At 40.8% G+C, this 26,249-nt stretch carries 18 protein-coding genes and 1 tRNA gene; 11 read left to right on the forward strand and 8 right to left on the reverse strand.

Translation table 11 applies throughout. The features are described 5' to 3' along the window. Positions 1–21 precede the first annotated feature (21 nt). Positions 22–642, forward strand: a complete 621-nt coding sequence (locus HWE15_RS03905) for a histidine phosphatase family protein (protein ID WP_290506189.1) — start codon at positions 22–24, stop codon at positions 640–642. Here HWE15_RS03905 and HWE15_RS03910 read toward each other — a convergent pair. The 3 genes from HWE15_RS03910 to HWE15_RS03920 all read right to left on the reverse strand — a co-directional run bounded on the left by HWE15_RS03910 (position 629) and on the right by HWE15_RS03920 (position 3,004). Continuing rightward, complete coding sequence (locus HWE15_RS03910; RefSeq protein ID WP_290506190.1) at positions 629–1,042, reverse strand: hypothetical protein; 414 nt, start codon at positions 1,040–1,042, stop codon at positions 629–631. The two genes, HWE15_RS03905 and HWE15_RS03910, sit on opposite strands and share 14 nt — an antisense overlap. 90 nt (positions 1,043–1,132) lie before the next feature. After that, a complete protein-coding gene (locus HWE15_RS03915; RefSeq protein WP_290506191.1) occupies positions 1,133–1,900 on the reverse strand; it encodes a C4-type zinc ribbon domain-containing protein in 768 nt (255 codons plus the stop codon). A 3-nt stretch (positions 1,901–1,903) separates the two neighbouring features. Then, a complete protein-coding gene (locus tag HWE15_RS03920; protein ID WP_290506192.1) occupies positions 1,904–3,004 on the reverse strand; it encodes a Nif3-like dinuclear metal center hexameric protein in 1,101 nt (366 codons plus the stop codon). Between the two features lie 41 nt (positions 3,005–3,045). Here HWE15_RS03920 and lpxK point away from each other — a divergent pair, with 41 nt between their 5' ends. The 4 genes from lpxK to HWE15_RS03940 all read left to right on the forward strand — a co-directional run bounded on the left by lpxK (position 3,046) and on the right by HWE15_RS03940 (position 8,021). Next, entirely contained in the window at positions 3,046–4,107 is a 1,062-nt protein-coding gene (gene lpxK / locus HWE15_RS03925; RefSeq protein WP_290506193.1) for a tetraacyldisaccharide 4'-kinase, read from the forward strand. Then, positions 4,100–6,052 (forward strand): putative porin, encoded by a 1,953-nt coding sequence (locus HWE15_RS03930; protein ID WP_367203747.1) that lies wholly within the window; start codon positions 4,100–4,102, stop codon positions 6,050–6,052. The genes lpxK and HWE15_RS03930 overlap by 8 nt, the downstream gene beginning before the upstream one ends. A gap of 3 nt (positions 6,053–6,055) precedes the next feature. Next, the gene (locus tag HWE15_RS03935) at positions 6,056–6,667 is read left to right on the forward strand and encodes a tRNA-(ms[2]io[6]A)-hydroxylase (protein ID WP_290506194.1); all 612 of its coding nucleotides are present in this window, start codon (positions 6,056–6,058) and stop codon (positions 6,665–6,667) included. Positions 6,668–6,776: 109 nt separating this feature from the next. After that, positions 6,777–8,021, forward strand: a complete 1,245-nt coding sequence (locus tag HWE15_RS03940; RefSeq protein ID WP_290506195.1) for an ABC transporter permease — start codon at positions 6,777–6,779, stop codon at positions 8,019–8,021. A 49-nt stretch (positions 8,022–8,070) separates the two neighbouring features. On the opposite strand, the gene HWE15_RS03945 is transcribed toward HWE15_RS03940, so the two are convergent. From HWE15_RS03945 to HWE15_RS03960, 4 genes are read right to left on the reverse strand one after another with little or no spacing between them, the layout of a single operon-like run. Then, positions 8,071–8,505: a hypothetical protein gene (locus HWE15_RS03945; RefSeq protein WP_290506196.1), complete on the reverse strand. Its 435-nt coding sequence runs from the start codon at positions 8,503–8,505 to the stop codon at positions 8,071–8,073. Between the two features lie 59 nt (positions 8,506–8,564). Next, positions 8,565–9,746, reverse strand: a complete 1,182-nt coding sequence (locus HWE15_RS03950; protein ID WP_290506197.1) for a class I SAM-dependent rRNA methyltransferase — start codon at positions 9,744–9,746, stop codon at positions 8,565–8,567. Further along, entirely contained in the window at positions 9,733–11,130 is a 1,398-nt protein-coding gene (locus HWE15_RS03955; protein WP_290506198.1) for a sodium:solute symporter family protein, read from the reverse strand. The genes HWE15_RS03950 and HWE15_RS03955 overlap by 14 nt, the downstream gene beginning before the upstream one ends. Positions 11,131–11,135: 5 nt before the next feature. Beyond that, positions 11,136–12,755, reverse strand: coding sequence for an ABC-F family ATP-binding cassette domain-containing protein (locus tag HWE15_RS03960; RefSeq protein ID WP_290506199.1), 1,620 nt, complete (start codon positions 12,753–12,755; stop codon positions 11,136–11,138). 155 nt (positions 12,756–12,910) lie between these two features. On the opposite strand from HWE15_RS03960, the gene HWE15_RS03965 reads away from it, so the two are divergent. The 4 genes from HWE15_RS03965 (at position 12,911) to galE (ending at position 23,998) form a co-directional block, all read left to right on the forward strand. After that, complete coding sequence (locus tag HWE15_RS03965) at positions 12,911–16,048, forward strand: PKD domain-containing protein (protein ID WP_290506200.1); 3,138 nt, start codon at positions 12,911–12,913, stop codon at positions 16,046–16,048. Between the two features lie 166 nt (positions 16,049–16,214). Next, positions 16,215–19,769, forward strand: coding sequence for a PKD domain-containing protein (locus tag HWE15_RS03970; protein ID WP_290506201.1), 3,555 nt, complete (start codon positions 16,215–16,217; stop codon positions 19,767–19,769). 31 nt (positions 19,770–19,800) lie between these two features. Continuing rightward, the gene (locus HWE15_RS03975; RefSeq protein WP_290506202.1) at positions 19,801–22,923 is read left to right on the forward strand and encodes a PKD domain-containing protein; all 3,123 of its coding nucleotides are present in this window, start codon (positions 19,801–19,803) and stop codon (positions 22,921–22,923) included. A gap of 61 nt (positions 22,924–22,984) precedes the next feature. Next, positions 22,985–23,998, forward strand: a complete 1,014-nt coding sequence (gene galE / locus HWE15_RS03980; RefSeq protein WP_290506203.1) for a UDP-glucose 4-epimerase GalE — start codon at positions 22,985–22,987, stop codon at positions 23,996–23,998. A gap of 42 nt (positions 23,999–24,040) precedes the next feature. On the opposite strand, the gene ggt is transcribed toward galE, so the two are convergent. Continuing rightward, positions 24,041–25,735, reverse strand: a complete 1,695-nt coding sequence (ggt, locus tag HWE15_RS03985; protein WP_290506204.1) for a gamma-glutamyltransferase — start codon at positions 25,733–25,735, stop codon at positions 24,041–24,043. Between the two features lie 269 nt (positions 25,736–26,004). Between ggt and HWE15_RS03990 the strand changes: the two genes are divergently transcribed. Together HWE15_RS03990 and HWE15_RS16050 are read left to right on the forward strand one after the other, a co-directional pair. Then, a tRNA-Asp gene (locus HWE15_RS03990) sits at positions 26,005–26,078 on the forward strand. A gap of 47 nt (positions 26,079–26,125) precedes the next feature. Next, positions 26,126–26,249: GIY-YIG nuclease family protein (locus HWE15_RS16050; RefSeq protein ID WP_367203752.1), on the forward strand; the 124-nt coding region annotated here is incomplete at its 3' end.

Below are 26,249 nucleotides of genomic sequence, written 5' to 3' on the forward strand. Positions count from 1 at the left end.
GCTTGGACAAAAATATAGAAAATGCTTCGAAAAAAAATTTATTTGGTAAGACACGGTCAAACGGACTTTAATCTACGAGGAGTGGTGCAGGGAAGTGGTATTGATGCACCCATTAATGAGCGAGGACTGGCACAAGCCAAGGCTTTTTTTGAAGCTTACCAACATGTGAATTTTGACCAAATCTACCATACGGCACTGATCCGCACGAAGCAGTCCATTGAGCAGTTTATTCAGAGAGGAATTCCAACGGGAGTTTTGCCAGAACTAAATGAAATTTCTTGGGGTGAATATGAAGGGACCCCAATGACACCTCAAGAAAATGAATATTATAAACACATGCTTCACCAGTGGCAATTGGGGAATTTAGATTATGCTATTGCAGGTGGAGAAAGCCCTAATCAAGTGGCAGTCAGGATGAGAAGGGGGATCGAAAATATTTTGAAAGGTCCGGGAGAAACGATTCTCGTCTGCATGCATGGAAGAGCGATGCGTATTTTTTTGAGTCTTATTTTTAATTATGATTTGAGATACATGGATCAATTTGAACACAGTAATCTCTGTTTGTACTTGATAGAACAAGTGGGGGAGGAGACTTTTGTGCTTCGAAAGGGAAATGATCGAGCTCACCTCATAGGGCTGTAGCTACCTTTTTTTCTTTTTTGTGGTGAGGGTTGCTTTCCGTCCCACCGAGACTTAGATAGTTGCTCAGCGTTTCTTTGTTTTCGGTAAGGTCAAAAAGTCGAAAAGCAATTTCCTGTAATTGGATGGATTCTTTTTCATTTACGGTCACCAAAAAATCTCCCAAAAAGCACTCATCGAAGTCGCAGGATGAGATTTCTATTATCAAGGCAAGCTCAGAGTTTCCATCATAGGTTTTCGTTTCAAAGGCTGAAAACTGGGCTTCTATTGATTCTAAGCTTGTGTGATACTGCTGCAATTCTTGGGATTTAAACAAAACCAAGAAGGTTTTTGATCCAGGATTTTCAGCGAAAGCCTGAAAGTTTAAAAATGAAACCAATATGATTATCAATCCCCTTAGCATCAATTCAATATAGGGATTTAAATTGGGGCAAAGCAAATTTATTTGCCAGAAAAAAATAAACCCCAACGCTTTAACGTTGGGGTTTTGATTTTATCCTTTAGCTGTTCGCTTTTTCTTTGGCTTTTCTTCGACGATCTCGTCTTCTACACCAGCAAGAATTCTTCCGCAATGTTCGCAGACAATCAGCTTTTTCTTTTCTCTGATGTCAGCTTGTCTTTGAGGTGGAACAGTATTAAAGCAACCGCCACAAGCCCCTCTTTTCACCATTACGACAGCTAAGCCATTTCTGGCATTTGCCCGAATCTTTTCGTAAGACTTATACAATCGCTCATCTACTTTTTTGACCGACTTTTCGCGATCGGCATTTAGTTTGGCTTCTTCAGCTTCACTCTCAGCTACAATCGTAGAAAGTTCGTTCTTCTTAAGATCCAAATCTTTCTGACGATCTTGCATGACAGCCTCGAGGTCATCTAGATCCAACTTTTTCTGATCGATTTTTACGCCTGCTTCAGCAATTTTCTTTCGGGCTACTTGAATTTCCAGATCTTGAAGTTCGAGTTCTTTGGTAATCGCATCGTATTCCCGATTATTTCGAACATTCATTTGCTGATCTTGGTATTTTTTAATCAGCTTTTCAGAATCCTTGATGCTTTCTTTCAAATTCTTGATATCCTCTTCGTAGGAATCAATTTCTCTTTGAAATTTTTCAAGTCTAGTTTCGTAGCCGGCTATTTCGTCTTCAAGATCTTGAACTTCCTCTGGAAGCGCTCCTCTTACTTTGACGATGGCGTCAAGTTTTGAATCTATCAGCTGTAAATTATAAATAGCGTCGAGTTTTTGTGCTACTGTACTTTCCATGTACTATCTGTAGGATGTGGGATTTGTAACTACTTTTGTCAAATAGAGTGCAATATTAGGAAAATTTTGCGACAATAAATCCGCCAACAATTCTTTTGTGAAAATTTCACTTTCATAATGCCCGATATCACATAAGACTAGCTTCCCTTCCGCATCAAAAAATTCATGGTATTTGACATCAGCTGTTATAAAAGTGTCAGCTCCCTGTCGAATTGCATCCCGAAGTAAAAAGATTCCTGCTCCACCACATACTGCCACTTTTTTAATGGCTTTCCCACGTAATTGCGTATGCTTCACAATTTGGAGGTTCATTTTTTCTTTTAGCATGTCCAGAAAATTCAACTCTTCCATGGAATCCGGAAGTTCTCCAAGCATTCCTGCACCTACTTCTTGATTTTCATTTTCCAAATTCTGTAAATAGAAAGCGACCTCTTCGTAAGGATGTGCTTTTTTCATGGCTTGCAACACAGCCTGGCTTCGGTGTTTGGGTAATATCACTTCAGCTCGTACTTCAGCTTCGAAGGAGGGGACTCCCCGTTGACCAAGATGAGGATTGGCGGATTCAGATGGGGTAAAGGTTCCCATTCCTTTTATTTGGAAAGAACAATCTTTGTATTCTCCAATTTGTCCTGCACCCGCAGCAAATACTGCATCTAGTACTTCTTGTTTATTTTCTTCTGGAACAAAAAATGTCAGTTTATTTAAAATATCTGTTTTAGGTGAAAGAATACGGGTATTGTTTAGTCCAAGACGATCACAAATTCGTTTGTTTACTCCATTGGAAACATGATCTAAGTTGGTGTGAATGGCAAAAATAGCAATGTCATGTTTGATGGCTTTTATGACGGTCCGTTCCACATAATTTCGGCCTGTTAAGCTTTTTAAACCTTTGAATACAATCGGATGATGAGCGACTATCAAATTTGCACCCAGTTGAATCGCTTCTTCAACCACATCTTCCGTACAGTCCAAAGAACAGATGACTCCTTTTACTGGGGAATTGGGGTCTCCGGTAATCAGTGTTGCATTATCATAGGATTCCTGATAGGCTGGAGGCGCAATTTGATTTAAATATGAAATGATGTCCCGAATCTTGTATTCCATAGTTTTTTAGTTTCTTTGATCAAAAATAAGAATTCTGCCGTATGCGCTTTCTGCTTTTTCTGCTCTTTCCTTTTAGCTGGCTCTATGATGGGGTGACGCGTGTGCGGAATTTACTTTTTGATATTGGAATCTTAAATTCCCAAAAGTCTAAGATTCCTACAATTTCAGTAGGAAATTTGCGAGTAGGTGGCACAGGGAAAACGCCCATGGTTGAATACCTGATTCGCCTGCTTAAGGATGAATATTCATTGTCAACTTTATCCAGGGGATATGGAAGAAAATCCCGTGGGTTTCTAAAAGCAGGGGATTCAATTACTGCATCTCAACTTGGAGATGAACCGTTTCAGATTTTTGAGAAATACGGGGGTGATGTTCAAGTGTTTGTTTCGGAAAAACGAGTATTGGGAGTAGAGAATATCAGTCAAGATCAGAGAAAAACAGATCTAATCATTTTAGATGATGCTTACCAACATCGCTACCTAACCCCTGATTTATCGATTCTTTTGACGACTTGGAAGCAACCTTTTTATAAAGATTTTTTACTCCCAGTAGGAAGGCTTCGGGAAAGTAGAATAGGTGCAAAAAGGGCGGATGTCATTGTCGTTACCAAATGTCCTTCAGAGAGAACTTCAGAAGAAGAAAAATTTATTCGAAAGGGGATTCAAAAGTATTACAAAAAAGGAACCCCTATATTTTTCTCAAGTATATCCTATGGATCCCCAAGGCCTATTTTTCCCACAGCCCAGTTTAGTCGCCAGGTAATATTATTCAGTGGATTAGCCGATCCAAGTGGCTTCATTAACTATTGTGAGAAAAATTATTCAGTTTTGGAATCCTGCCATTTTTCAGATCATCATCCCTATTCCAAATCTGATTTGGAGGTTCTACATCGACTTGCAAAAGATCACAGAAATGAGAATCCTGTATTTTTAACCACTGAAAAAGATGGGGTGAAAGTTAAATCCCTTCTTCCCAAAGGATATTTGGGAGAATTTCCGATTTTTGTGCTCCCGATTGAAGCTCGTATGGAAGCTACGGAAGAAGGGGAATTAATGAATCTGATCCAACATAAAGTCTTAGGAAAAGGCGAGGCCAGTGAATAAATATTTAATTGGAATTTGTGTACTGATTTTTTTGGGATGGAGCCACTCATCCTATGCACAACGCCCTCTTCCCCAAAATGGCCGACAGGTTCAGAATCCAAACCAGCGCGTTCAACGGGAAGCTATGCAACAAGCTACTGAGGAAGAGCTTGAAAATGGTCGGCGAACCCTACTTGATGATAGTACGCGTATGGTTTTTGGACCAACGACAGCCTTGTTTTTTTATGAAAAAGACATCAAACGGAATAGTCTTACCTTATACCCCCAAGATACTTCCTTGACAAATTTTCATAATTATGATCCCGTGGCGAAAGGGGGTTGGGTTTATCAGGATTTGGGAAATATAGGCTCCGCAGCTCAGTCTATTTTTTATGAGATTCCAACAATGATTGGAACGCGATCAGGTTTTCATGCCTATGATATTTATTACCACGCACCTGAAGAAAGAAAGTATTTTGATACTAAATCTCCATTTACCAACATGTCAGCCTTTTTTGGAGGAGGAAATCGAAACATGTTGGATATCGAATTTGCCCGAAATGTCAATCCGAGATGGAATGTGGGCTTTGAGTTTCACACTATTAGATCACGGAAAACGCTGAACCCTACCGCCCGGGATGATAATATGGTGGAGCAAAATTCCTATTCTATCCATACCAATTACCGGTCTGAAAACGGTAGATATTGGTTTTTGGGGAATTTTTCAAGAATGCGCCACTTAGTCAATGAAATAGGGGGTATTATTCCGCCCGAGTTGGACTCAAATTCGGTTTATTTTACCTACGAGGATGCGAAGGTTTGGCTTAGAAATACTCAAGTTCGTGACTTGAGGCAAGACTACCATTTTTACCATGAATACAAGGTTCAGGATGGTCTTCAGCTTTATCATATTTTTGACAAGAAAAAGCAAGAGGTTAATTTCGATGCGCTGTTGAACACGACAGATTCGCTATTCTATCCATCCACTCGATTGATAAACCCTGACACCACGACCAATTCCAATAACTTCTCAGAATGGCGAAATGAGTTCGGTTTAAAAGGTACCTTCGGAGGCTTTTACTATAATGCTTATGCAAAGCTTCGAAACGGGCGTATGAGGAATCCCAATTTCCCAGAAAATAACGTGTTTAATGAGGTTTTTATAGGTGGGGAATTAATTGGTAAACTGTCTGAAAAATGGTCTTTAAGTGCTGAGGGGGAATATTTGATACCGGGAGCATTTCGATTAAAAGGAACATTCCAATCTCCTTGGCTCAACGTAGAATACACCAAAGCCTTGTACAAGCCTACATCCATGCAGCAACAGTTTGCAGGGAATCATTATGCTTGGGAAAATGATTTTCAAAATACGGGAGTAGATCAGATAAAAGGGGAGTTGAAATTTGATTTTAAAAAGATCAAGATCAGACCTTCCTTAACAATCAATCGGGTAAATAATTACGTATTCTTTAATGAAGAACGGTTACCCGAACAAGCTTCTGGGGAAGCTTACATGCTCATGCCGGGTGTGCGTTCAGAAATCCGAATTGGAAAGAAATTCCAATGGGACTCTGAAGTTTTATTTACTTCTGTTTCTGGAGAAGCTGCCGATGCATTTCGAATTCCAGAGATTTTTGCAAACACTCGACTGTATTTTGATAGTCCTGCATTTAATGATAATGTCTACATCCAAATGGGCCTTGATGTGCGATACAAGTCTAGTTTTTATGCTGATGCCTATTGGCCATCTCATCAGCAGTTTTTTATCCAAAACCGCTTTGAGGTGTATGCATATCCCGTTGTAGATGTATTCTTGGATTTCCGAATCAACCGTACCCGAGTGTTGTTGAAATACAATCATCTGAATTCTGGTTTAATGCAACAGGAAGGGTATTTCGTGACGCCTGATTATACGGGATATAAATCATTCATTGATCTTGGAATTACCTGGTATTTATTTGATTAAGTTATGAGTTGGGAAGAAAGCACGAGGCAGAAAATGCTTCATCTTAAATTACCTACCGATCCGCGATGGGTAGGTATTGCGGAGATGCAAATTGAGGATATTTTGGTAGATCATGCCTATTGCGAGCAAAAGGCAGCTTCTTCCTGTATCAGCCTGATCGTTCGTTACAGTGACTTGGACTATTTAGTGGATACCTTGACTCCGATTGTTGCGGAAGAGTGGGGGCATTTTGAACGAGTCATGGAGCAACTTCGAAAGCGAGGAATGGCATTTGGCAAGCAACGGAAAGATGAATACGTGGCAAAATTGAATGACTTTGTCAAAAAAGGAGGCAGTCGTATGGAGCAATTGACCGAGTATTTGTTGATGAATGCCTTGATTGAAGCAAGAAGCTGTGAACGGTTTAAGCTTTTGTCTAAAAATATCCAAGACGAGGAATTACAAAAATTCTATTACGAATTGATGATCTCGGAAGCGGGTCATTACGTAACCTTCATCGAAATGGCCCGAAAGTACCATGATCCTGAAAAAGTCAACAAACGTTGGCAGGAGTGGTTGGACTATGAGGCAGCAGTATTAAAAAACATGGAATTACGAGGAGATCGAATGCATTAATACAATTTTCAAAATTTTGGAATTCTTCTCTTGGGATTGCATTGTTTTGATTATACTTAAGCTTTGAGAATCACCTTTTTATTTGAAATTGTCTTAAAACGGACATTTTATGAATTTGATCGAAAATATGCGGGAGGCTGTGAAGTCCATTCAAGTCAATATCCTGCGGACTATTTTAACGGGAGCTATTATTGCAATTGGAATTTCCTCCTTGGTAGGAATGCTGACTGCCATTGATGGCATCAAATCACAGATTGCAGAAAGTTTCTCAGGCCTTGGGGCTAATTCATTTGATATTCGAAGCCGTGGGTTTTCCGGAGGCAGGGCCATTCAGGAAGGAAAAGAAGAAAAGTCCTACCCGCCGATTAAGTATAAGGAATTGCAAGAGTTCAAAAGTGATTTTGGTAGCTACGGTATTTCTACCGTTTTCGTCCGGGTTACTGGATCCGCCGAAGTGAAAAGAGGTTCCAAAAAAAGTGATCCTAATGTTCGAGTTTTGGGAGGGGATGATAATTATTTGAGTATCAAAGCAATTGACTTGACGAGTGGAAGAAATTTTTCAAGTACAGAAGTTCGATATGGAAATAATGTATGCATTATTGGAAAAGAAATTCGTGAGATTCTTTTTGAATCAAATGAAGATCCCCTTTCTGAAAAAATCTCAATATATGGAAGACCTTACACGATTGTAGGAGTTTTGGATGAACAAGGGGGAGTAGGAGCAGATCAGGGTGCTGATCGGCAAATCATCATTCCAGTAGAAAATGCAGCTCGATTGGATACGCGTGGTACATTTCGATATCAAGCCACAGCAGTTGCTTCAGGTCCAGAACGGGTTGACTATGAAATGGGACAGGCGATTGGTATTATGCGAAAAATCCGACAAGATCGGGTTACGGAAGAAGATTCTTTTGAATTAACGAAAAGCCAATCAGTTGCGGAAAGTTTGGAAGAAGTTGCTGGCTATTTACGAATAGGAGGTTTTGGGATCGGCTTTATTACCCTTCTAGGAGCTTCTATTGGGTTGATGAATATCATGTTGGTGTCTGTTACAGAACGTACTCGGGAAATCGGAATTCGAAAAGCTTTGGGAGCAACTCCATTACGTATCCGTCAACAGTTCTTAATGGAAGCAATTATGATTTGTATTTTGGGCGGATTGTTCGGAATGATATTAGGGATAGCCATTGGAAATGTGATTGCTAATATTATCGGACCGGGTGGATTCCTTGTTCCTTGGTTGTGGATGTTTGTTTCTTTTTTTATTTGTGTGGTTGTAGGCCTCCTTTCGGGATACTTTCCTGCATTTAAAGCCAGTAAATTAGATCCTATCGAATCCTTGCGGTATGAATAAAAGAAAAGCGCTGGAAGAGATTCCAGCGCTTTTTTTATTTTTTCAGATTTTATCCAAGCCACGCGGACCAGGGAATTCGGCTGAGAATCAGCACAAGGCCGATTGCATAAAGCATATAAATACTCCGGAATTTTGCTCTTGAGGTAGCCGCTTTTTTCGCTCTGCTATATCCGATGGTAATTAGGACAATGGCAACAATATTGATCAATGGATGCTCCAATGCCGTCAATCTTAGCACAGAATCTGACATCGCGCTACCACTTTGAAAGAGTTCTAGACCAAGTGGGCTGATGAAATAAAGAATCAATCCAACGAGTAATTGAACATGCGAAAGAATAAAGGCCACAAGGGCGATTTTCCGATCTTTCTCAGTAAACTCCCGGCCACTAAGAGAGCCAATTAGCATGAGGACAACTACGACTATCAGCGCAATTAGAACCAGGTACGCTAGTCCAGAATGGGTATGTTGTAATCCAGTGTACATATGTTTTTTGTTTTTGTGAAAATAGTTGAAAAGCCAAAAAGGTTTTAAAATTTTTCCGTTTAGTCTACATAAAGCACCAATCCCTTAAGGTATTCAGTTTCGGGATGGAATATATTGATGGGATGATCAACAGGTTGTGAAAGCTGATGGATAATCCGAATTTTTCGCTTTGCTTCAAAGGCAGCAGCTGTAATCGTATGCGTAAATAGGGATTTATCAACTACCTGAGAGCAGGAGAAAGTGAATAAAATTCCTCCTGATTTGATTCTTTTTAGTGCCTCAGCATTTAATCGCTTGTAAGCTTGAACTGCATTATGTCGAGCTTTGATGTTTTTGGCAAAAGCCGGGGGGTCAAGAACGATTATATCATAGTCGTCTCCGATTTCACGAATGTATTTTACCACATCTGCGACTTTGGATTCGTGCTTGGAACGGATTTGAGGATTGAGTGAAATATTTTCTTCGGTTAATTCGATGGCCTTCGGGGAGATATCTACCGAGTGTACTTCTTTTGCTCCTGACAAAAGAGAAAGCACCGAAAATCCTCCCGAATAGCAGAATGTGTTTAGGATTTTTTTTCCTTTTGAATAGTCCGCTACAAGTTTTCTGTTTTCCCGTTGATCGATAAAAAAACCCGTTTTCTGACCTTTTTCCCAGTCTATCCGATAAGTTGCGCCGTACTCTTGAACCAAATCCGTGAGAGGAGATCCAAAGATCCACTGGTTTTCAATAATCCCATAGTTTTTAGGCAGGGTTTCTGAGCTTTTATCATAAACAGCGCTAAGTTTATCACCGTAAACAGTTTTTAAGGCTTCTGAAATTTCAGCGATATGCTGATGCATGCCTATTTGGTGGCATTGGATGACTGCAGTTCCGTTGTAAAAGTCAATGATTAGTCCCGGAAGAAGATCACCTTCCCCATGAACTAATCGATACACATTGGTGTCCGAATCATGGGTGAGCCCCAGTTTTTCTCGAAGGGAAAAGGCATTTGAAATCTTTTCATTCCAAAATTCCTGGTCAATGCTCCTCTCCTCAAAACTAATAATCCGAACCATAATTGATCCCGATGAAAAGTGGCCAATTCCTAAAAAAGCTCCTTGGGATGAAAAAACTGATACTAATTGGCCGTTTTCCAAGGAAGGAGGCATTTGGGCAATTGCACCAGAAAAAACCCAATGATGGCGTCGCTTCAGGGAGATTTCTTTTCCTTTTTTGAGTATGATTTTAGGATAGTGCATGTGTTTTTTGTTGTGTGTTCGGGAAGCTTAAGCTTCCGATAATCATGAAAATAATACTTCCGCTAAGCCCGTAGATATGAGGGGCAATTTCTGTTTCCAAAAACGAAAAGGTAAGATAAGTAGCCATTCCCATCACCATAGCTAATAATGCGCCGGCTTTGGAGGCTTTTTTCCAATATAAACCTGCTGTCAGTGGAACAAAAAGAGAAACAAGCATTAATATGGATGCACCAGCCACAAGATCGTAGATATTCGTTTCAAGACTTGCCAAAATGGTGGCTACTAGGGCAACGAAGATCACATTTGTGCGAAGAATCCAAAGAAAGTGCCGATCATCTAGCCTATCTCCAAAATATGGTCGAATGATATTTTCTGAAATAATCGCTGATGGAGCTAATAAGCCTGAGCTTGTTGTACTCATGATTGCAGAAATTAATGCCCCAAAAAAGATAATCTGAATCGGTAAACCTCCATGAGCTAGGATCATGCGGGGAAGAAGCATTTGATTGTTTTCCAAGGATAATTCAGGATAGAGAACCTGTGCTCCTAATGCAATAAATAGCGGTAAAAGACCAAAGCTCAGATAAAACAAACCTGCCAAATAGGTAGATTGAATGGCTACTTTTTGGGATTTGGCCGACATGACGCGCTGGTAAATGTCTTGACTCGGAATGGATCCTAATCCTAGAATAATCCATGCTCCAAGGTAGTTCATCCAATCTTGAATATTTGATTCGGGGAAAAAATCAAAGCTTTTTTCTGGTGCTTGGTTAAGAATATTCATCACGCCTCCAGCTTCACCTGCAATCATGAATGCTACCCAGACTAATCCGATTACAATCATGGTGGTTTGAAGGAAATCGGTGATGGAGATGGCCCACATACCTCCCAGAAATGTATAGAACACAACAATCCCAGCGGAAATCAGTATTCCTTGGAGCAAGGATAAGTCACTGACAGCCCCTAAGACTAAACTAAGTGCTACCAATTGTGCAGCTACATATCCAAAATAAGCGGGAATCATAAATATCGATGCAAAAAGCTCGATCCGCTTGCCAAATAGTTTCTTGAAAACATCTCCGATGGTCAACACTTTCATCTTGTACATCGGGCGTAGGTAGAACATCCCAAATAAAATCAGGCACAAAGCACCTCCAAAAGGATCCTCAATTACTCCTAAGAGTCCTTCTTCCAAATAAACCGAAGAGGCTCCAAAAATTGTCTCTGAGCCAAACCAAGTTGCAAATAAAGCAGAAGCTGAAAGGAATAAAGGAAGTGATCTTCCCGCCAAGACAAAGTCACCAGAGTTTTTGACAAGACGGGAAGACCAAGCTCCAATGCCCACTGTGAGGGCCAAATAGGCAATAATTGCAGTGAGCAGCAAGGATGTTAAGCGTTAGCGTACATGGATTCACGAAGGGCTTTGATTTCTTCGCTATCTAGGTAATCATCATAAGAAATGCGTCGATCGATGACTCCTTTGGGTGTCAGTTCGATAACTCTATTGACAGTAGATTGTACGAATGCATGGTCGTAGGATGAAATGAATACCGTACCTGTAAAATCAATAACTGCATTGTTGAAGGCGGTAATGGATTCCAAGTCCAAATGGTTGGTAGGCTCATCCAAAACCAACAGATTTGGATTCTGTAGCATCATTTTGGAAATCATGCAACGAACCTTTTCGCCTCCGGATAGAACCGTACATTTTTTCAAGGTTTCTTCACCTGTAAAAAGCATTCTTCCAAGAAAAGTCCGAACATATGCCTCTTCCTGATTGCTGGAAAATTGTCTTAACCAATCAATCAAGTTTAACTCTGAATTGAAATATTTGGAGTTATCATTTGGGAGGTAGGCTTTATTGATGGTGACTCCCCACTTGAAATTTCCGTTGCTCGGCTGGATTTCACCCATTATGGTTTCAAAAAATTTATTGACTGCCTGTTTGGTTTTTGAGATAAAGGCAATTTTATCTCCTTTATCCACCATTAGATTGACATCTGTAAAGTAGGTAGTCCCATCTTGTACCAATTCGAGGTTTTCAGTCATAAAGATTTGATCACCAGCTTCTCGCTCAGGCTTGAAAATAATCCCCGGATATTTTCTTGAACTAGGTTCGATGTCATCCACATTGAGTTTTTCGAGCATTTTTTTCCGAGCAGTGGCTTGCTTGGATTTAGCCACGTTAGCTGAAAATCGTGCAATAAATTCCTGCAATTCTTTTCGCTTTTCTTCAGCTTTTTTATTCTGATCTGAACGTTGCTTTAATGCCAATTGGGAAGACTCATACCAGAAGGTATAGTTCCCTGAGTAGATTTTGATTTTTCCAAAGTCAATATCCACAATATGGGTAGCAACTGAATCTAGGAAGTGTCGATCGTGGGATACGACAATTACGAGGTTTTTGAAATTCACTAAGAAATCCTCCAACCAAACAATGGTCTCTGCATCCAGGTCGTTGGTAGGTTCGTCTAGGATCAAGATGTCAGGATTTCCAAAAAGTGCCTGTGCCAATAAAACCCGTACTTTTTGGTTACCGGCCAAGTTTTTCATGGGTTGGTAATGCAAGTCCTCAGCGATTCCCAAACCAGAGAGAAGGGCAGCAGCATCGGATTCGGCATTCCATCCATCCATTTCAGCAAACTCAGCTTCAAGCTCGGATGCTCGTATTCCATCTTCCTCAGAAAAGTCCGGTTTCATGTAGATAGCATCCTTTTCTTCCATGATGGAAAACAGTTTTTTATGGCCCATCAATACCGTTTTTAGTACTTCCACCTCATCAAACTCGAAATGGTTTTGTTTTAGGACTGCCATACGTTGCCCTGGAGTGATATTGATGCTGCCCGTTGTACTGTCAATTTCTCCGGAAAGGATTTTCAAAAAGGTGGATTTTCCAGCACCATTGGCACCGATCACACCATAACAGTTCCCCGGAGTAAATTTTAGATTGACATCTTCGAAAAGGGTTCGTTTACCAAACTTGAGCGATAAATTATCTACAGAAATCATTCGTAATTGAGCGTTTTAGAAGGCGCAAAGATAGGAATAAAAATTCCTTTGACTGGACTACTCCTTTGAATACCTAATTGTCCACTCTAAAAACTTCATTTATTAATTCATGAGTAGATGATTATATTGAATGCGAATACTCGAAATGTTAGTGGATGGGGAAATTTTACCTGATTTGTTTGACGATTTGCCTCTTTTCTTTTGCTAGAATAGGTTATACTCAGGTATCAACTGTAGGGACTGAGTTTTGGGTAGGGTTTATGGATAATAATCGAATCCCTCCCAATAATGGAAATGCTGGTGCTCCGGATTTTGCAGTGATAATCATTACTGCAAATGAGGACGCGCAGGGAACTATTGAATACAGAGGTCGAACTTCTAATTTCAATTTAGGAGCAGGACAGCAATATACATTGCGTATCCCTTCGGAGGATCTGGATTTGCTTCATAGGAGTTCTGCCGTGACCGAAAATAAAGGGATTTATATATCCAGCTCGGGGAAAATTGCGGTACATGCTTACAATGAGCGTTTTCGGAGCGCTGATGGTTCTGTAATCCTTCCGGTGACTGCCTTGGGAACAGATTATTACATTACTTCTCATTTTGAAACCCTCACTGCAAATGTGACCTACAATGGGAATATAAATGATGAAAGTACCTTACTGGTAATAGCCACAGAGGATGATACGGAGATTGAAATCACCCCAAAAGTAACAACCATTGGAGGCGGACAGGCGGGAGTTCCCAATACGATCAGATTAAACCGGGGTCAAAGCTATCAACTTAAGGCAAAAGCTGATTTGACGGGGACTCGGGTTCGGGTTGTGGGACCGAATGCCAATGAGTGTAAAAAGATCGCTGTGTTTGGAGGGAATAAATGGACCTCAGTTGGAAATTGCGGAGCTGCTAATGACCATCTATTTCAACAGGCCTATCCGGTAAATACTTGGGGAAATTCCTTTGTACATGTAGCACTTTCTGGGAGGACTTCAGGTGAATTGGTGAAAGTCTTGGCTTCGGAAGAAAATACAGAGGTCCGTGTAAACGGAAATCTTCAAGGGGTAATTGGTAGAGGGGAGTGGTTGCCCCTTGAGTTTGGGATTAATGAGCATGGGAAAATAGAAACTAGTAAACCTACCTCTGTTACTGTTTTTTCAAAAAGTCAGGAATGTAACCAGCCCAATGCTCCAGGTGCTTTGACCGGTGATCCATTCATGATTACCTATAGTCCAAGTGAACAGTTTTTGAAGCAGTTGACTTTCATTTCCTTGGATTTACCATCCATTGTTACTCACTATGTCAATATTGTTGTAAAAGCGGGCACACAGAATGGTACAATCCTGGACGGAACGAATGTTGGCGGGAGATTTTTTCCTTTACCCGGTGATCCCAATTTCATGTATGCCCGAATTGAAATTACACAAGGTGTCCATCGATTGAGTAATGCAGAAGGCTTTGCCGCCTATGCTTACGGATTTGGGGAATTGGAATCCTATGGCTATGCAGCGGGAGCCGCATTGGATAATTTAAATTTTGAGACGGAAGCTTCCTATGATTTTGAAGTAGATGGGGAGAATGTGGCCTGCTTGAATGAGGCTGCGGACTGGACCATTAATCCTGAAAATCCCGATTTCAGTTATTTCGTGTGGGATTTTGGAGATGGAAGTTCCTTAAAAGAGGGAAAAGAGGTAAGTCATACATTTACTCAGCCGGGAGAATATGAGGTTACTGTTTTGGCTGCATTAAGTCCCAATTCTTGTGATCAGCAAGAGGAAATCACTTTTTCTGTGAATGTTACCGCCTCAACTGCTGAAATATTTGGCTCTGAGTCTGCTTGTCCAGAAGTCGAAGAGCTTTTGTATACCATCGAAAATCTGCAAAATGTAGATCGTGTTGATTTTGAGGTAGAAGGTGGGGAATTAATAGAAATCAACGATTTATCTGCAGTTGTCCGTTGGGGTCCTGCGAATTCAAATGCTTCTCTAGTTGCTATTCCTTACAATTTAAACGGTTGTCCTGGGGAGCCTATTGTTTTACCTGTGACAGTCAATCAGCGACTGGAAGCTCAGCTTCCCCAAGGAGCTCAAGATGTTTGTTTTGATCTTGAGGCTACACATTTTTACTCAGTTTCCGATGCTTCCACTGGTAGGTCTTACAATTGGAATATTGAAGGAGGATTAATTATTTCCGGTCAAGGAAGTTCTGAAATTGAAGTTCAATGGAATCAACCCGGGATTACTGGAGCTGTTTCCTACACAGTGGCCAGCTTGGTCGATGCACTTTGTGAAGGAAAATCTGATGTGTTGGAAGTTAAGGTTCAGAATGAATTTTTGATTTCCACTTCGGAAGTAATTCCAGTGTCTTGTTCGGGAGAGGCGACTGGGGCAATTGAATTAAGCGTCCAAGGTGGTGTTGGTCCGTATCAATTTGAATGGTCTCATGATGCCAGTTTGCAGGATCCACGAGCAGAATCATTATCCGCAGGAACCTATTCGGTGACAGTCAGGGATCAATTAGGTTGTGTTCAAGTTTTGGAAAACATTGAAATTATGGAGCCTGCCCCGCTAGAGCTAAGCGGGATTTTTCCTCAATCTGTTTCATGTTATGGTAAGCCTGATGGAATTGTAACCTTAGATATTACAGGAGGAGTGCCGCCTTATTCTTTAGATTTTGATGGAGTTCAAATTTTTTCAAGCACGATCCAATTGATGGATTTAGCGCAGGGTACTTATGATTGGATAGTAACAGACTCTAATGGTTGTTCGATTCCAGTTTCTTTTGAGATTGTTTCTCCTCCGGCTTTAGAAGTGGAGGTGAGATTAGACAAGCCCGCCTGTCCGGGCGAAAGTAATGGGGAATTGTTTGTTTTGCCTGCTGGGGGTGTCAATCCTTTTGTGTATACTTGGGACTTCAATTCGACACTTGGAAATCAATTAATTGGAGTTCCTAAAGGGAAATATGCCGTTTCAGTTAGAGATGCTTCTGGATGTGTAAGTTTGGGGGAAGGGGAAGTGCTCGAAGCAGCTCCTGCCGTCAGAATGCCTACTGGATATTTTCCGGATCGAGATCAGGATTTATTCCAAGGTGTTTCCAATTGTGAGTTGGAAATGGAACTTTGGGTTTTTGATCGATGGGGACAGATTATTTATTCTGGAAATGAAGGCTGGGATGGCATGATTTCTGGGGTAGAGGCACCGTCGGGAACATATTCCTATCGGGTCCAATATTCCTATTGGTTAAATGACCAATTACAGGTCGAAAACAAAACTGGGGCTTTTGCTCTTATTAGATAAACTATTCAAAATCAGTTCAATCACCCAATTGACTATAATGATTTATTCGTAAATGGTACACTCAAAAAGATTATTTTTAGTCTTTTTCGTGTGTATTTTGTTTTTGCTGAGTGGAAACGTTAAGGCTCAGTTAAGCACGTTTGGTAAGGAGTTCTATTTTGGGTTGATGGAAAACAACCGAAAAGAGAACAATATTGATAAGGCTGTAATTTCCATTACTGCTCGGGAAGAGGCTATTGGCTCAATTCAGTATTTAAACCAAACGGTAAATTTTTCTCTTGAAGCCAATGAGGTTTTTACCCATGAAATTCTTTCCACTGATATAGATATTCTTCACAGGAATTCAGGAGTTGTAGAAAAGAAAGGTGTAATAATTTCGTCTTCTGGTCAGGTTTCTGTTCACGCTTTTAATTTAAGACGGACTAGCTCAGATGCTTCTGTCATTCTTCCGGTCAAGACTTTGGGTCGTGAATATCTGGTTACATCCCACTTCAATGATATGTCTCTTTACGTGGATAATTTGGAGAGTACTCTACTTATCGTGGCGGTAGAAGATCAGACAAGAGTGGAGATTACACCATCAGTTAAAACGGTTGATGGAAAGCAAGCAGGCGTTCCATATGAAATTCTTCTTAATTCTCAGGAGAGTTATCAGTTGAAAGCTGAAGGGGATCTGACAGGGTCTTTTGTTAGGGTATTAGGTCCAGAAACTGATATTTGTAAGAAAGTCGCTGTTTTTGGTGGTAATAAGATGACGCAAGCTGGGGATTGCAATGGAACAGCAGATCATCTTTTCCAACAATCTTATCCACTTTTTACTTGGGGAACATCTTTTATTCATGTTCCTATGTTGGATAAGTCATCCGGAGAATTAGTCAAGGTTCTAGCTTCTCAAGATGGAACTCAAATAACTGTCGATGGGCAGGTCGTTCAAATCTTAAATGCGAGGGAGCATTTTACTTTCGATTTTGATGCTTCTAAACCGCTAGTACTTGAAGGTTCTAAGCCAATCAGTGTAACAGCAATAGCAAAAAGTCAGGATTGCGATTCCTCCGGATCTACTTTGGGTGACCCTACGATGATTTCCTACAACCCAAATAATCATCGAATCAAGCAAATTGTATTTAATTCCTTACAGGGAAATGATTTTATAAGGCATTATGTGAATATCATTGTTCCTTCTGATGCTGTTGATCAAACGATTTTAAATGGGAAGTCAGTGGGTTCTGAATTCTCAATTGTTCCAGGAAATCCAGCTTACTCCTTTGCAAGGATAAAAGTTGGTGGTGGTTTAAATTCGCTATCAAATCCCATCGGTTTGATAGCATATGCTTATGGATATGGTCTTAAGCTTTCATACGGGTTCTCAGCCGGAGCTAATTTTGAAGATACTGAATTTACCATAGAGAGTGATTTTGGATTGGAGGATGAACATATCGCTTGCTTAGGCCAAGATGCTGCATGGGAAGTTTCTGCAAATAATCCCGAATACACCCAGTTTATTTGGGATTTTGGAGATGGAAGTGATCCCAAAAGCGGAAAATTAGTCAATCATCGATTTGAAGAGGCAGGTACCTTTTTGGTGAAAGTAATGGCTTCTAATGGGGCCGCAGGATGTCCTATAGAAAATGAGTTCGAATTTGAAGTCGTCGTCAAGGAAATTGAATTTGAAATCCTAGGAGCTGAGCAAGTTTGTGTCGGTTCAGAAGAAACCTATCAATTAGGGAACTTTTCCAATCTTGAAAAATTAGAGTGGCAAGACGTAATCGGAGGATCTGTAATCGACCAAAGTGAAACTTCCATCACTATTGCTTGGCAAGAGGAAGTAGAGGATGCCGGGATTCTTTATGCAGGCTATTCTCCTGATGGTTGTGTAAGCGAACAGATGTTTTTTCCTGTTTCTTTTGGAGGGCAATCCATTGATGCTAGTCCTGAAGGATATACCTCTGTTTGTACTTCTGGTAATGAAGAGTTTCTCTATAATGTGCCTGCTGAATTTCAACAAGGATCCTTTGAAATTGAATGGTTTGTAACTGGCGGTGAATTTGTATCAGGTCAAGGTGAATCAACTGTTTTGGTTAAATGGGAGAAAGATGCTCCCGAAAAATCCATCTATTTCACGGTTTTAGAAGAAAATCAATCTTGCGGAAAAGTTTCAGAAAAATTAGAAATAGATGAGGTTGATGAGGTGCCATTTGTTAATCCAAAAATTTCTGGAACAAATGAAGTATGCCTAGGTACTGAAATTACTTATTCTTTTACCTCGGAAACCCCTTTCTCTACTTTGGATTGGCGTGACATCAAAGGTGGAACAAAGGTAAGTGAAAGTGGAAATCAAGTAGTGATTCGATGGGAGTCTGAAGAAGAGGATATGGGATTCTCTTTACTTCCATATCATGAAAATGGTTGTCTTGGACCAATAGTGTCTTTTGATGTAATTGTAAAAGAATCTGAAGAGGCAGCTGCTCCTATCGGTAATCAGTTTTTATGCGGACCAGAATTCATGGAGATGACCTATTCACTTCCTGAACAGGATGTTGAAGGAGAGGTTTCCTGGGTGATAAGCGGAGGCGAAATTGTAGGTTCCTCCGAAGGACAAACTGTAAATGTAATTTGGGATTCAAATGCTTCCGAAAGATGGATTGGGTATTTGATTGATCCGACCGAAGCTAGTCAATGCCCTCTTGTTTCTAATAGACTTCAAATTGAAATAAGTGATCCAATTCAAATAAGTGATGTAATTGAAACATTGCCTTCTTGTCCAGGGGCAGCTGATGGGAAATTAGAGATTCAAGTAATTGGTGGCTCAGGAGAATATATTTTTGAATGGGATAATTATTCGGATGCCAAGGGTTCAGTATTAGAGAATATTTCCGCAGGAGAATATAAAGTGACAGTTTTTGATCTGAATAGCTGCGGTTTCGACACTTTTAATCTCTCTCTATCCGATCCTGAAGCAATGCGATTAGCAGAAGAATTGCGGCTTGTGCCCACCACTTGTGTTGATTCCAATGATGGAGGGTTTGTTGCTGTGATTTCTGGGGGGACACCTCCTTACAGGGTTGATGGATTTGATTTTAGCACAGATGGCCAATTGATAACTGTAAAAGGATTGTCTCGTGGTAATTTTAGGTTGTTTGTGGAGGACGCTAAAGGATGTGCACTTCCTATTGAGGGGGAGATTTCAGGGCCTGAAGAATTACAAGTTCGTTTTGTAGAAATCAGTGAAAGTTGTCCAGGTGGGAATTTCGGAAGGCTTGCTGTAGAAGTGGATGGGGGAGTAGGACCTTACCGGTACTCTTGGAGCTTACCGGAAGGAATTGCGGGAATAAATCGATCCGGTGAATCGGCATTTACCAATAATTCCATCAGTGATATGCCATCCGGTGAATATGAAGTAATGATTACGGATAGCAATGGATGTCAAGTAAGGGCTTACGGAAGAATTCCTGAAACGCAGCCTCAAGTAAGGATGCCAACCGGCTATTTACCTACTGATGGACTTTATTACCCGGTTTCCAATTGTAGCTTGGAGTATACCTTGAAAATTTTTGATCGTTGGGGGAACGTGATCTATACTGGCAATGAAGGATGGGATGGTTTGATTAATGGGAAAGAAGCGCCAACAGGAACATATACTTACCAGATCAGTTACCAATATAGATTAGGAGATCAGCTAGAAAATGAAAAAAAATCAGGAGTTTTCGTCCTAATCAGGTAAATTTCATTTTGTACAAAATAGAAGTTGGTCCATGAATTGGAGGCTGTGGGTTTCTTTACTTTTTTTTATCAAGGCTTTTTGGTTTGATTCCATCATTGTACAAGCTCAAATCAATACCATCGGAAGGGATTTTTATGTCGGTTTCATGGATAATAACCGACGAAATTCACAACCTGATCGAGTCGTAATTATCATTACTGCGGTTGAAAAATCAGCTGGTACTATTCAAACCCCCAAGCAATCCATTCCCTTTACTTTGGAAGCCGGTGAGCAATTAATGCAGGAATTTGATGGGAATGAAGAAGGTGTAATTCATCGAGAAAGCGGGAAAGTGGAATATCGGCCTTTTCGAGTCACTTCTTCGGGAGATTTGACCGTCCATGCGATTAATGGGCGTGAATATAGTACCGATGGGACGGTGATACTACCTACTTCGGCTTTGAGTACAGAGTATTTGGTGATGGCTCACTTCGATACATTTGGGCCGGGTCAGAACCCTGGAAGTAATCAAAATTTTGAGAGTACACTGTTGGTAGTAGCTACTGAAAATGACACTCAGATTGAAATTATTCCTTCTGCACCTACCGTCAATACTATTCCTGCAGGTGCCCCCATCCAATTTTCATTGGATGCAGGGGAGAGTTATCAGATCAAGGCAAATGGAGATTTGACAGGTTCTCGTGTAAGAGTTTTGAACCCATCAGCCGACTCTTGCAAATTGTTAGCAGTATTTGGAGGGAATAAAACGAGTAGTGCCGGAGATTGTGGGACGAGCGGCGATCATATTTTTCAGCAAGCCTATCCATTGGAAAGTTGGGGGAAGGAATACATTCACATTCCCTTGGCAGGACGAACATCCGGTGAGATTGTCAAAGTTTTGGCTTCGCAAGATGGGACAGAGGTGCGTGTAAATGGAGCCGTAAGAGCAACTTTGGATGCTAGGGAATACATCCGTTTTGAATTCGGTAAAAATGAATTGGCATTTATAGAAACATCCAAACCCAGTAGCGTAGCGGTTATAGCAAAGAGTGGTGCTTGTAATGAATTTGGAGTTGCTCCCTTAGGAGACCCAAGTTTGTTTTTGCTCAGCCCCAATTCTCAATTGCTTCGATCCATCACTTTTTCAACAGGAAAACTTATTGGTGGATTTAATCAGAATATAGAGCACTATCTGACGGTTTTGGTTCCGAGTGGATCTGAAAGTGGAACTGAATTAAATGGAGTTAACATTGAAGGTCAATTTCAGGAAGCATTATCCACTGGGTTTTCCTATGCAAGGATCAAAGTTCCTTTTGGTGTGAATAGGCTTTCAAACCCTGAAGGATTTATTGCTTATGTGTATGGATCTGGTTCTATCGAATCTTACGGGTTTGCTGTGGGAGCTAGTTTGGAAAATGTTCAATATGAAACAGAGACTACCTATGATTTTGAGGTTGAGGGGGAACGGGTAGCATGTTTAAATCAGGAAGGAACTTGGGAGATTTTTCCGGATGATTCGCGGTTTAAAGAATTTGCTTGGGATTTTGGTGATGGATCTGAGTTGAAGGATGGGAAGTCGATTAACCACACCTATTCGGGTGAAGGGTCCTATGAGGTCATTGTATTTGCCTCGACCGGAGAAGGGAGTTGTGATAGTGAAACCAAGTTTATTTTCGAAATCGAGGTTACTGTTGTTACTGCAGAATTGGAGGGTCCAAACTCGCTTTGTCCTAACAGTGCAGGAATTTCCTATCGCCTCGAGAATATGGAAGGGGTTTCTGAGGTAATTTGGGAAGTAGTAGGGGGAAGCTATACAGTAATCAATGATTTTGAGATTCAGGTTGATTGGGCTGATGCGAATCCGGATGCATTTGTTCGTGCAATCCCTGTTGCTGAAAATGGTTGTTTAGGACCTCTAATGGAAGTCCCTGTTGTTCTTGAAGATGATATTTCACCAGAAAAACCGGAAGGTCAGCCAGGAATTTGTGGAACTGATACTGGGCCATTTACCTATTCAATTCCTTTTCCCCAAACCGGAAAAGAATACCTATGGTATTTAACAGGCGGTAGCTTTGTTGGTTCCGATGAAGGAGAGTCTGTGGAGGTAATTTGGGATTTAAATGCACCAATTCGAAGTCTTTTTTATGAGGAAAGAATTCCTGGTGGAGGTACTTGTTTTGGGACCTCAGAAGTGTTGGAATTGGGTTTCTTTCCAATTCTTGAAGTAGAAGAAGGTGAATTAAATAGCCCGACCTGCCCCGGAAATGCTGATGGTGAAATAAGCTTGGAGGTTCAAGGTGGTTCTGGAGAGTTTACTTATTCCTGGAGTCATGATTCTAATTTAGACGAACCGCGAGCGATAGGCCTCGTTCCAGGAACTTATGAAGTCATTGTGACAGATTTATTGGGCTGTGGTCAGGAAGTATTGAATTTTGTCCTAGAAGATCCAGAACCTATTTCAATTATTTCTGAGTCGAAAATCCAACCTACCTGTAACCAAAATAAAGATGGGGAATTTTCTTTTGAGCTAAGCGGTGGAACTCCGCCGTTTCAGGTTTCGGGTTTTGACACAGAATGGGATGGAGGAATTCTGACAGTTTTTGGCATCGGATTAGGGGAAGTGGCGTTTGACATTACAGACCAAAACGGTTGTGCACTTGTGTTCTCCGGACAGATGGATGCGCCGGCTCCTTTGGAAATTGAATTTGAAGAATTGACCCCAGGATGTCCGGGAGGTATTGATGGGTCTATCCGAGTATTAATTGAAGGAGGTACGCCACCATATCAAATTCAATGGGAAAATGGATTTTCCGGGGAATTGCTAAGCAATTTATCTTCTGGAGAATATGAGGTAGAAATTACAGATGCTAATGGCTGTGTGGTTTCAGGAACAGGTCGGGTGTCAGAAGCGAGGCCATCAGTAAGAATGCCAAGTGGCTTTCTTCCTTCCGAAGGGCCTTATCAGCCAATTTCAAATTGTAGTATTTCATATGAGTTGTTTGTATTTGACCGTTGGGGGCAAGTGATTTTTTCTGGGGCAGAGGGCTGGAACGGATTGTTCAAAGGCGAATCTATGCCTACTGGTGTTTATACCTATTTGCTACGCTACCAATATTCATTGGACACGGGTATAGAAAATGATCAAATTACCGGAGCATTTACACTGATTGATTAAGTGTGGTTTTTCGAGGTTCTCAAAAATTCTTTAATAGTTTTGTGTAAAATTTTTGTGATTCATGAAGAATATTTTGATTACAGGTGGAGCTGGTTATATCGGTTCCCATACTGCGGTTGAATTAATCAAAGCTGGTTTCAATCCAATCATTATTGATGACCTTTCTAATTCTCAGCAAACTGTCTTAGAGAGGCTTAGGGAAATAACTGGAAAAGAAATTCCATTCTATTTTGGGGATTGTGGAGATCGATCGCTGTTGAATAAGATTTCTGAGGATTTTGAATTATCGGGAGTGATTCATTTTGCTGCCTTTAAAGCAGTGGGAGAGAGTACCCAGGAACCCTTAAAATATTATAAAAATAATGTAGGTTCCCTTTTGGTGCTTTTGGAGTTTATGGAAGATCTAGGAATTCCTGATTTGGTTTTTTCCTCTTCCTGTACGGTATATGGTCAGCCTGACACTCTACCTGTCACCGAAGATACTCCTCGAAAAGAGGCAGAAAGTCCTTATGGGAATACCAAAAAAGTATGCGAAGATATTTTGGTTGATTTGATAAAAAGTAAATCCGGTTTGAGAATTATTTCACTTCGGTATTTTAATCCAATTGGGGCTCATCTGAGCGGAAAAATCGGTGAGTTACCAAGTGGTGTGCCAAATAACTTGGTTCCCTTTGTCACTCAAACAGCTGCTGGCATTCGTGAAAAGTTGACGGTTTTTGGAGATGATTATGATACACCAGATGGATCTTGTGTTCGTGATTTTATCCATGTAGTTGATTTAGCTGATGCTCATGTCAAAGCCTTGGAGTTTTTAGAAAATAAGCCTACTAGTTTTTATGAGGTTTTCAATGTGGGGACAGGAAATGGGAATACTGTATTGGAGGTTATCCAAACTTTTGAAGAAGTAAATGGTCTTAAATTAAATTATGAAATTGGGTCAAGAAGACCAGGTGACGTGGTCAAAATTTGGGCAGATACATCGAAAATCAATAAAGTTTTAGGTTGGTACCCTCAGTATTCTTTGGCAGATTCATTAAGGGATAGTTGGAATTGGGAGAAAAACCTGAAAAACTAATAAAAGGAGGCTGTCTCATAGTAGGGACAGCCTCTTTTTTGATTAGTATCCTGCTGCTTGTCCATCCTTACGGGATTCCGATGCCCCGTAATAAACCTTCCTAACAGGGTCGTATTTTATGGCTTGATAGCCTCCATAGGGTCCTACGCTAAATTCGACACGATGTCCAAGTTCTTCCAATTTTCGGATGACTTCATAAGAGAACCCACTTTCAAGATTCAACGAACCTCCAGAAGTCATTTTTGAACCGGTAGGTTGGGAGGAACCAGTGTGTCTCATCCGAGGAGCATCGCCTGCTTCCTGAATATTCATTCCGAAATCAATAATATTTACTAAAATCTGGGTGTGACCCTGGGGTTGAACTGCACCTCCCATCAAACCAAAACTCATAAAGGGCTCTCCGTCTTTCGTAACAAAGGCTGGGATGATGGTATGGAAAGGTCGTTTACCTCTAGCTAGAGAGTTCCAATGATTTGCATCTTGGACGTTAAACATTTGCCCTCGATTTTGAAGCACAAATCCAAGACCATCAGGAACCATTCCCGATCCAAATTCATCATAAATGCTTTGGATAAAAGAAACCATGTTTCCTTCAGAATCTGCTACAGTCAAATAGGTAGTGTTCCCTTTTTCTATTTCTCCTGCCGGATATTCTCTGGCTGCTTGGTTCATATCAATGAGTTTTCGCCTTTCAGCTGCGTATTCTTTTGATATCAAATATTCAACAGGGATTTTATTGAAAGCTGGATCAGCATAGTATTTCGCTCGATCTTCGTATGCGAGTTTTTTAGCTTCGGTTAAGACATGAAGGTATTCAGCACTTCCGAAACCCATGGATTTTAGATCAAAGCCTTCTAAAATATTTAGCATCTGAAGGGCTGCAATTCCCTGTCCATTAGGTGGAAGTTCCCAGACATCATACCCCCGATAATTGGTGCTGACAGGCTCAACCCATTCCGAAGTGTGGTTTTTCAAGTCTTCCAAACTTAAATAGCCACCATGTTCTTTCATGAAGCGGTCGATGGTTTGGGCAATTTCTCCTTCATAGAAAGCTTTTCTGCCACCTTGGGCGATTAATTCATAGGTTTTAGCTAAGTCAGGATTTTTAAATACATCTCCTTTTTGAGGCGTAGTTTTCCCATTCGGCATGTAGGTTCTCTTGAAACCGGGGATATCCTGCATTCTTGGCCAGTCGTCATTCATCTGCCAAGCAATGACCTCCGAGACTGGAAAACCATTTTTTCCATAATCGATTGCCGGCTGAAGGATTTCTTGCATTGATAATTTTCCGAATTTCTCATGTAACTCAAACCAACCATCAACTGCTCCAGGTACGGAAACTGGAAGAGGGCCAAGGAAGGGTACATATTGAAGTCCCTTTTCTTTAAAAACCTCGATAGTCAGGTTTGCGGGGGCTCTTCCACTTCCGTTCAAACCATAGAGTTTCTTCTCTTTTGCATCCCAAACAATTGCAAAAACATCTCCGCCGATTCCACAGGCATGTGGTTCAACCAATCCAAGCATGGCGTTAGCAGCAATGGCGGCATCTACAGCGCTTCCGCCTTTTTTCAAAATATCCAAGGCTGCTTGTGTAGCGAGGGGTTGGCTAGTAGCTGCCATCCCGTTTTGTGCTAGGATTTCCGAGCGAGTGGCAAAATTTTTACCAGTCAACCGGTCTTGCGCTTGTATGGAATAGACAATGAGTAAGCTAAGGACGAATAAGGTTAAATTTTTCATCGGATATCAATTTTGATTTGAGTTTAGGGATTGGAAAAGAGCATTCCAAAGGGTCTTTGTTAAGTGGAAATATGGAATAATTGAAAGGAAATTTTAATTTCTAAATCACTTGGGGAGGGAAAAGTTGAAAATTATTTTCCTGAGAAAGAATGAAATAGAAATTTCATGAAGAAATTTTCACTTCACTTTTTGCAAAAAGAAAGCAAAACAATACCTTTGCATCACTTTAAAAACAAGGCTGTACGGGTCTTAATTAAGTAAAACAAAAAGGAGCGGTAGTTCAGCTGGTTAGAATGCCTGCCTGTCACGCAGGAGGTCGCGGGTTCGAGTCCCGTCCGTTCCGCAAAGCCTCAGAAATTCTGGGGCTTTTTTATTTTTAGGCCTTTAGTTATGGATTTTTACGTTTATATTCTTCAATCCGAGCTTGACGGCTCCTTTTATGTGGGTGTTTCCAGCGATCCAGAGGATAGATTGGCTAAGCACAACCGTCCTCATAAAGGATATACGGCTGGAA

Source organism: Algoriphagus sp. (genome assembly GCF_013373065.1).
Classification (GTDB): Bacteria; Bacteroidota; Bacteroidia; order Cytophagales; family Cyclobacteriaceae; genus Algoriphagus.

Excerpts from the sequence above, each read along its gene's own strand:
- HWE15_RS03965 (WP_290506200.1), top strand. The coding sequence starts at position 12,911 with ATGGGGAAATTTTACCTGATTTGTTTGACGATTTGCCTCTTTTCTTTT.
- galE (WP_290506203.1), top strand. The coding sequence starts at position 22,985 with ATGAAGAATATTTTGATTACAGGTGGAGCTGGTTATATCGGTTCCCAT.
- HWE15_RS03950 (WP_290506197.1), bottom strand. The coding sequence starts at position 9,746 with ATGCACTATCCTAAAATCATACTCAAAAAAGGAAAAGAAATCTCCCTG.
- HWE15_RS03940 (WP_290506195.1), top strand. The coding sequence starts at position 6,777 with ATGAATTTGATCGAAAATATGCGGGAGGCTGTGAAGTCCATTCAAGTC.
- lpxK (WP_290506193.1), top strand. The coding sequence starts at position 3,046 with ATGCGCTTTCTGCTTTTTCTGCTCTTTCCTTTTAGCTGGCTCTATGAT.
- HWE15_RS03945 (WP_290506196.1), bottom strand. The coding sequence starts at position 8,505 with ATGTACACTGGATTACAACATACCCATTCTGGACTAGCGTACCTGGTT.
- HWE15_RS03975 (WP_290506202.1), top strand. The coding sequence starts at position 19,801 with ATGAATTGGAGGCTGTGGGTTTCTTTACTTTTTTTTATCAAGGCTTTT.
- HWE15_RS03970 (WP_290506201.1), top strand. The coding sequence starts at position 16,215 with ATGGAAAACAACCGAAAAGAGAACAATATTGATAAGGCTGTAATTTCC.
- HWE15_RS03915 (WP_290506191.1), bottom strand. The coding sequence starts at position 1,900 with ATGGAAAGTACAGTAGCACAAAAACTCGACGCTATTTATAATTTACAG.
- HWE15_RS03920 (WP_290506192.1), bottom strand. The coding sequence starts at position 3,004 with ATGGAATACAAGATTCGGGACATCATTTCATATTTAAATCAAATTGCG.
- HWE15_RS03910 (WP_290506190.1), bottom strand. The coding sequence starts at position 1,042 with ATGCTAAGGGGATTGATAATCATATTGGTTTCATTTTTAAACTTTCAG.
- ggt (WP_290506204.1), bottom strand. The coding sequence starts at position 25,735 with ATGAAAAATTTAACCTTATTCGTCCTTAGCTTACTCATTGTCTATTCC.
- HWE15_RS03960 (WP_290506199.1), bottom strand. The coding sequence starts at position 12,755 with ATGATTTCTGTAGATAATTTATCGCTCAAGTTTGGTAAACGAACCCTT.
- HWE15_RS03905 (WP_290506189.1), top strand. The coding sequence starts at position 22 with ATGCTTCGAAAAAAAATTTATTTGGTAAGACACGGTCAAACGGACTTT.
- HWE15_RS03935 (WP_290506194.1), top strand. The coding sequence starts at position 6,056 with ATGAGTTGGGAAGAAAGCACGAGGCAGAAAATGCTTCATCTTAAATTA.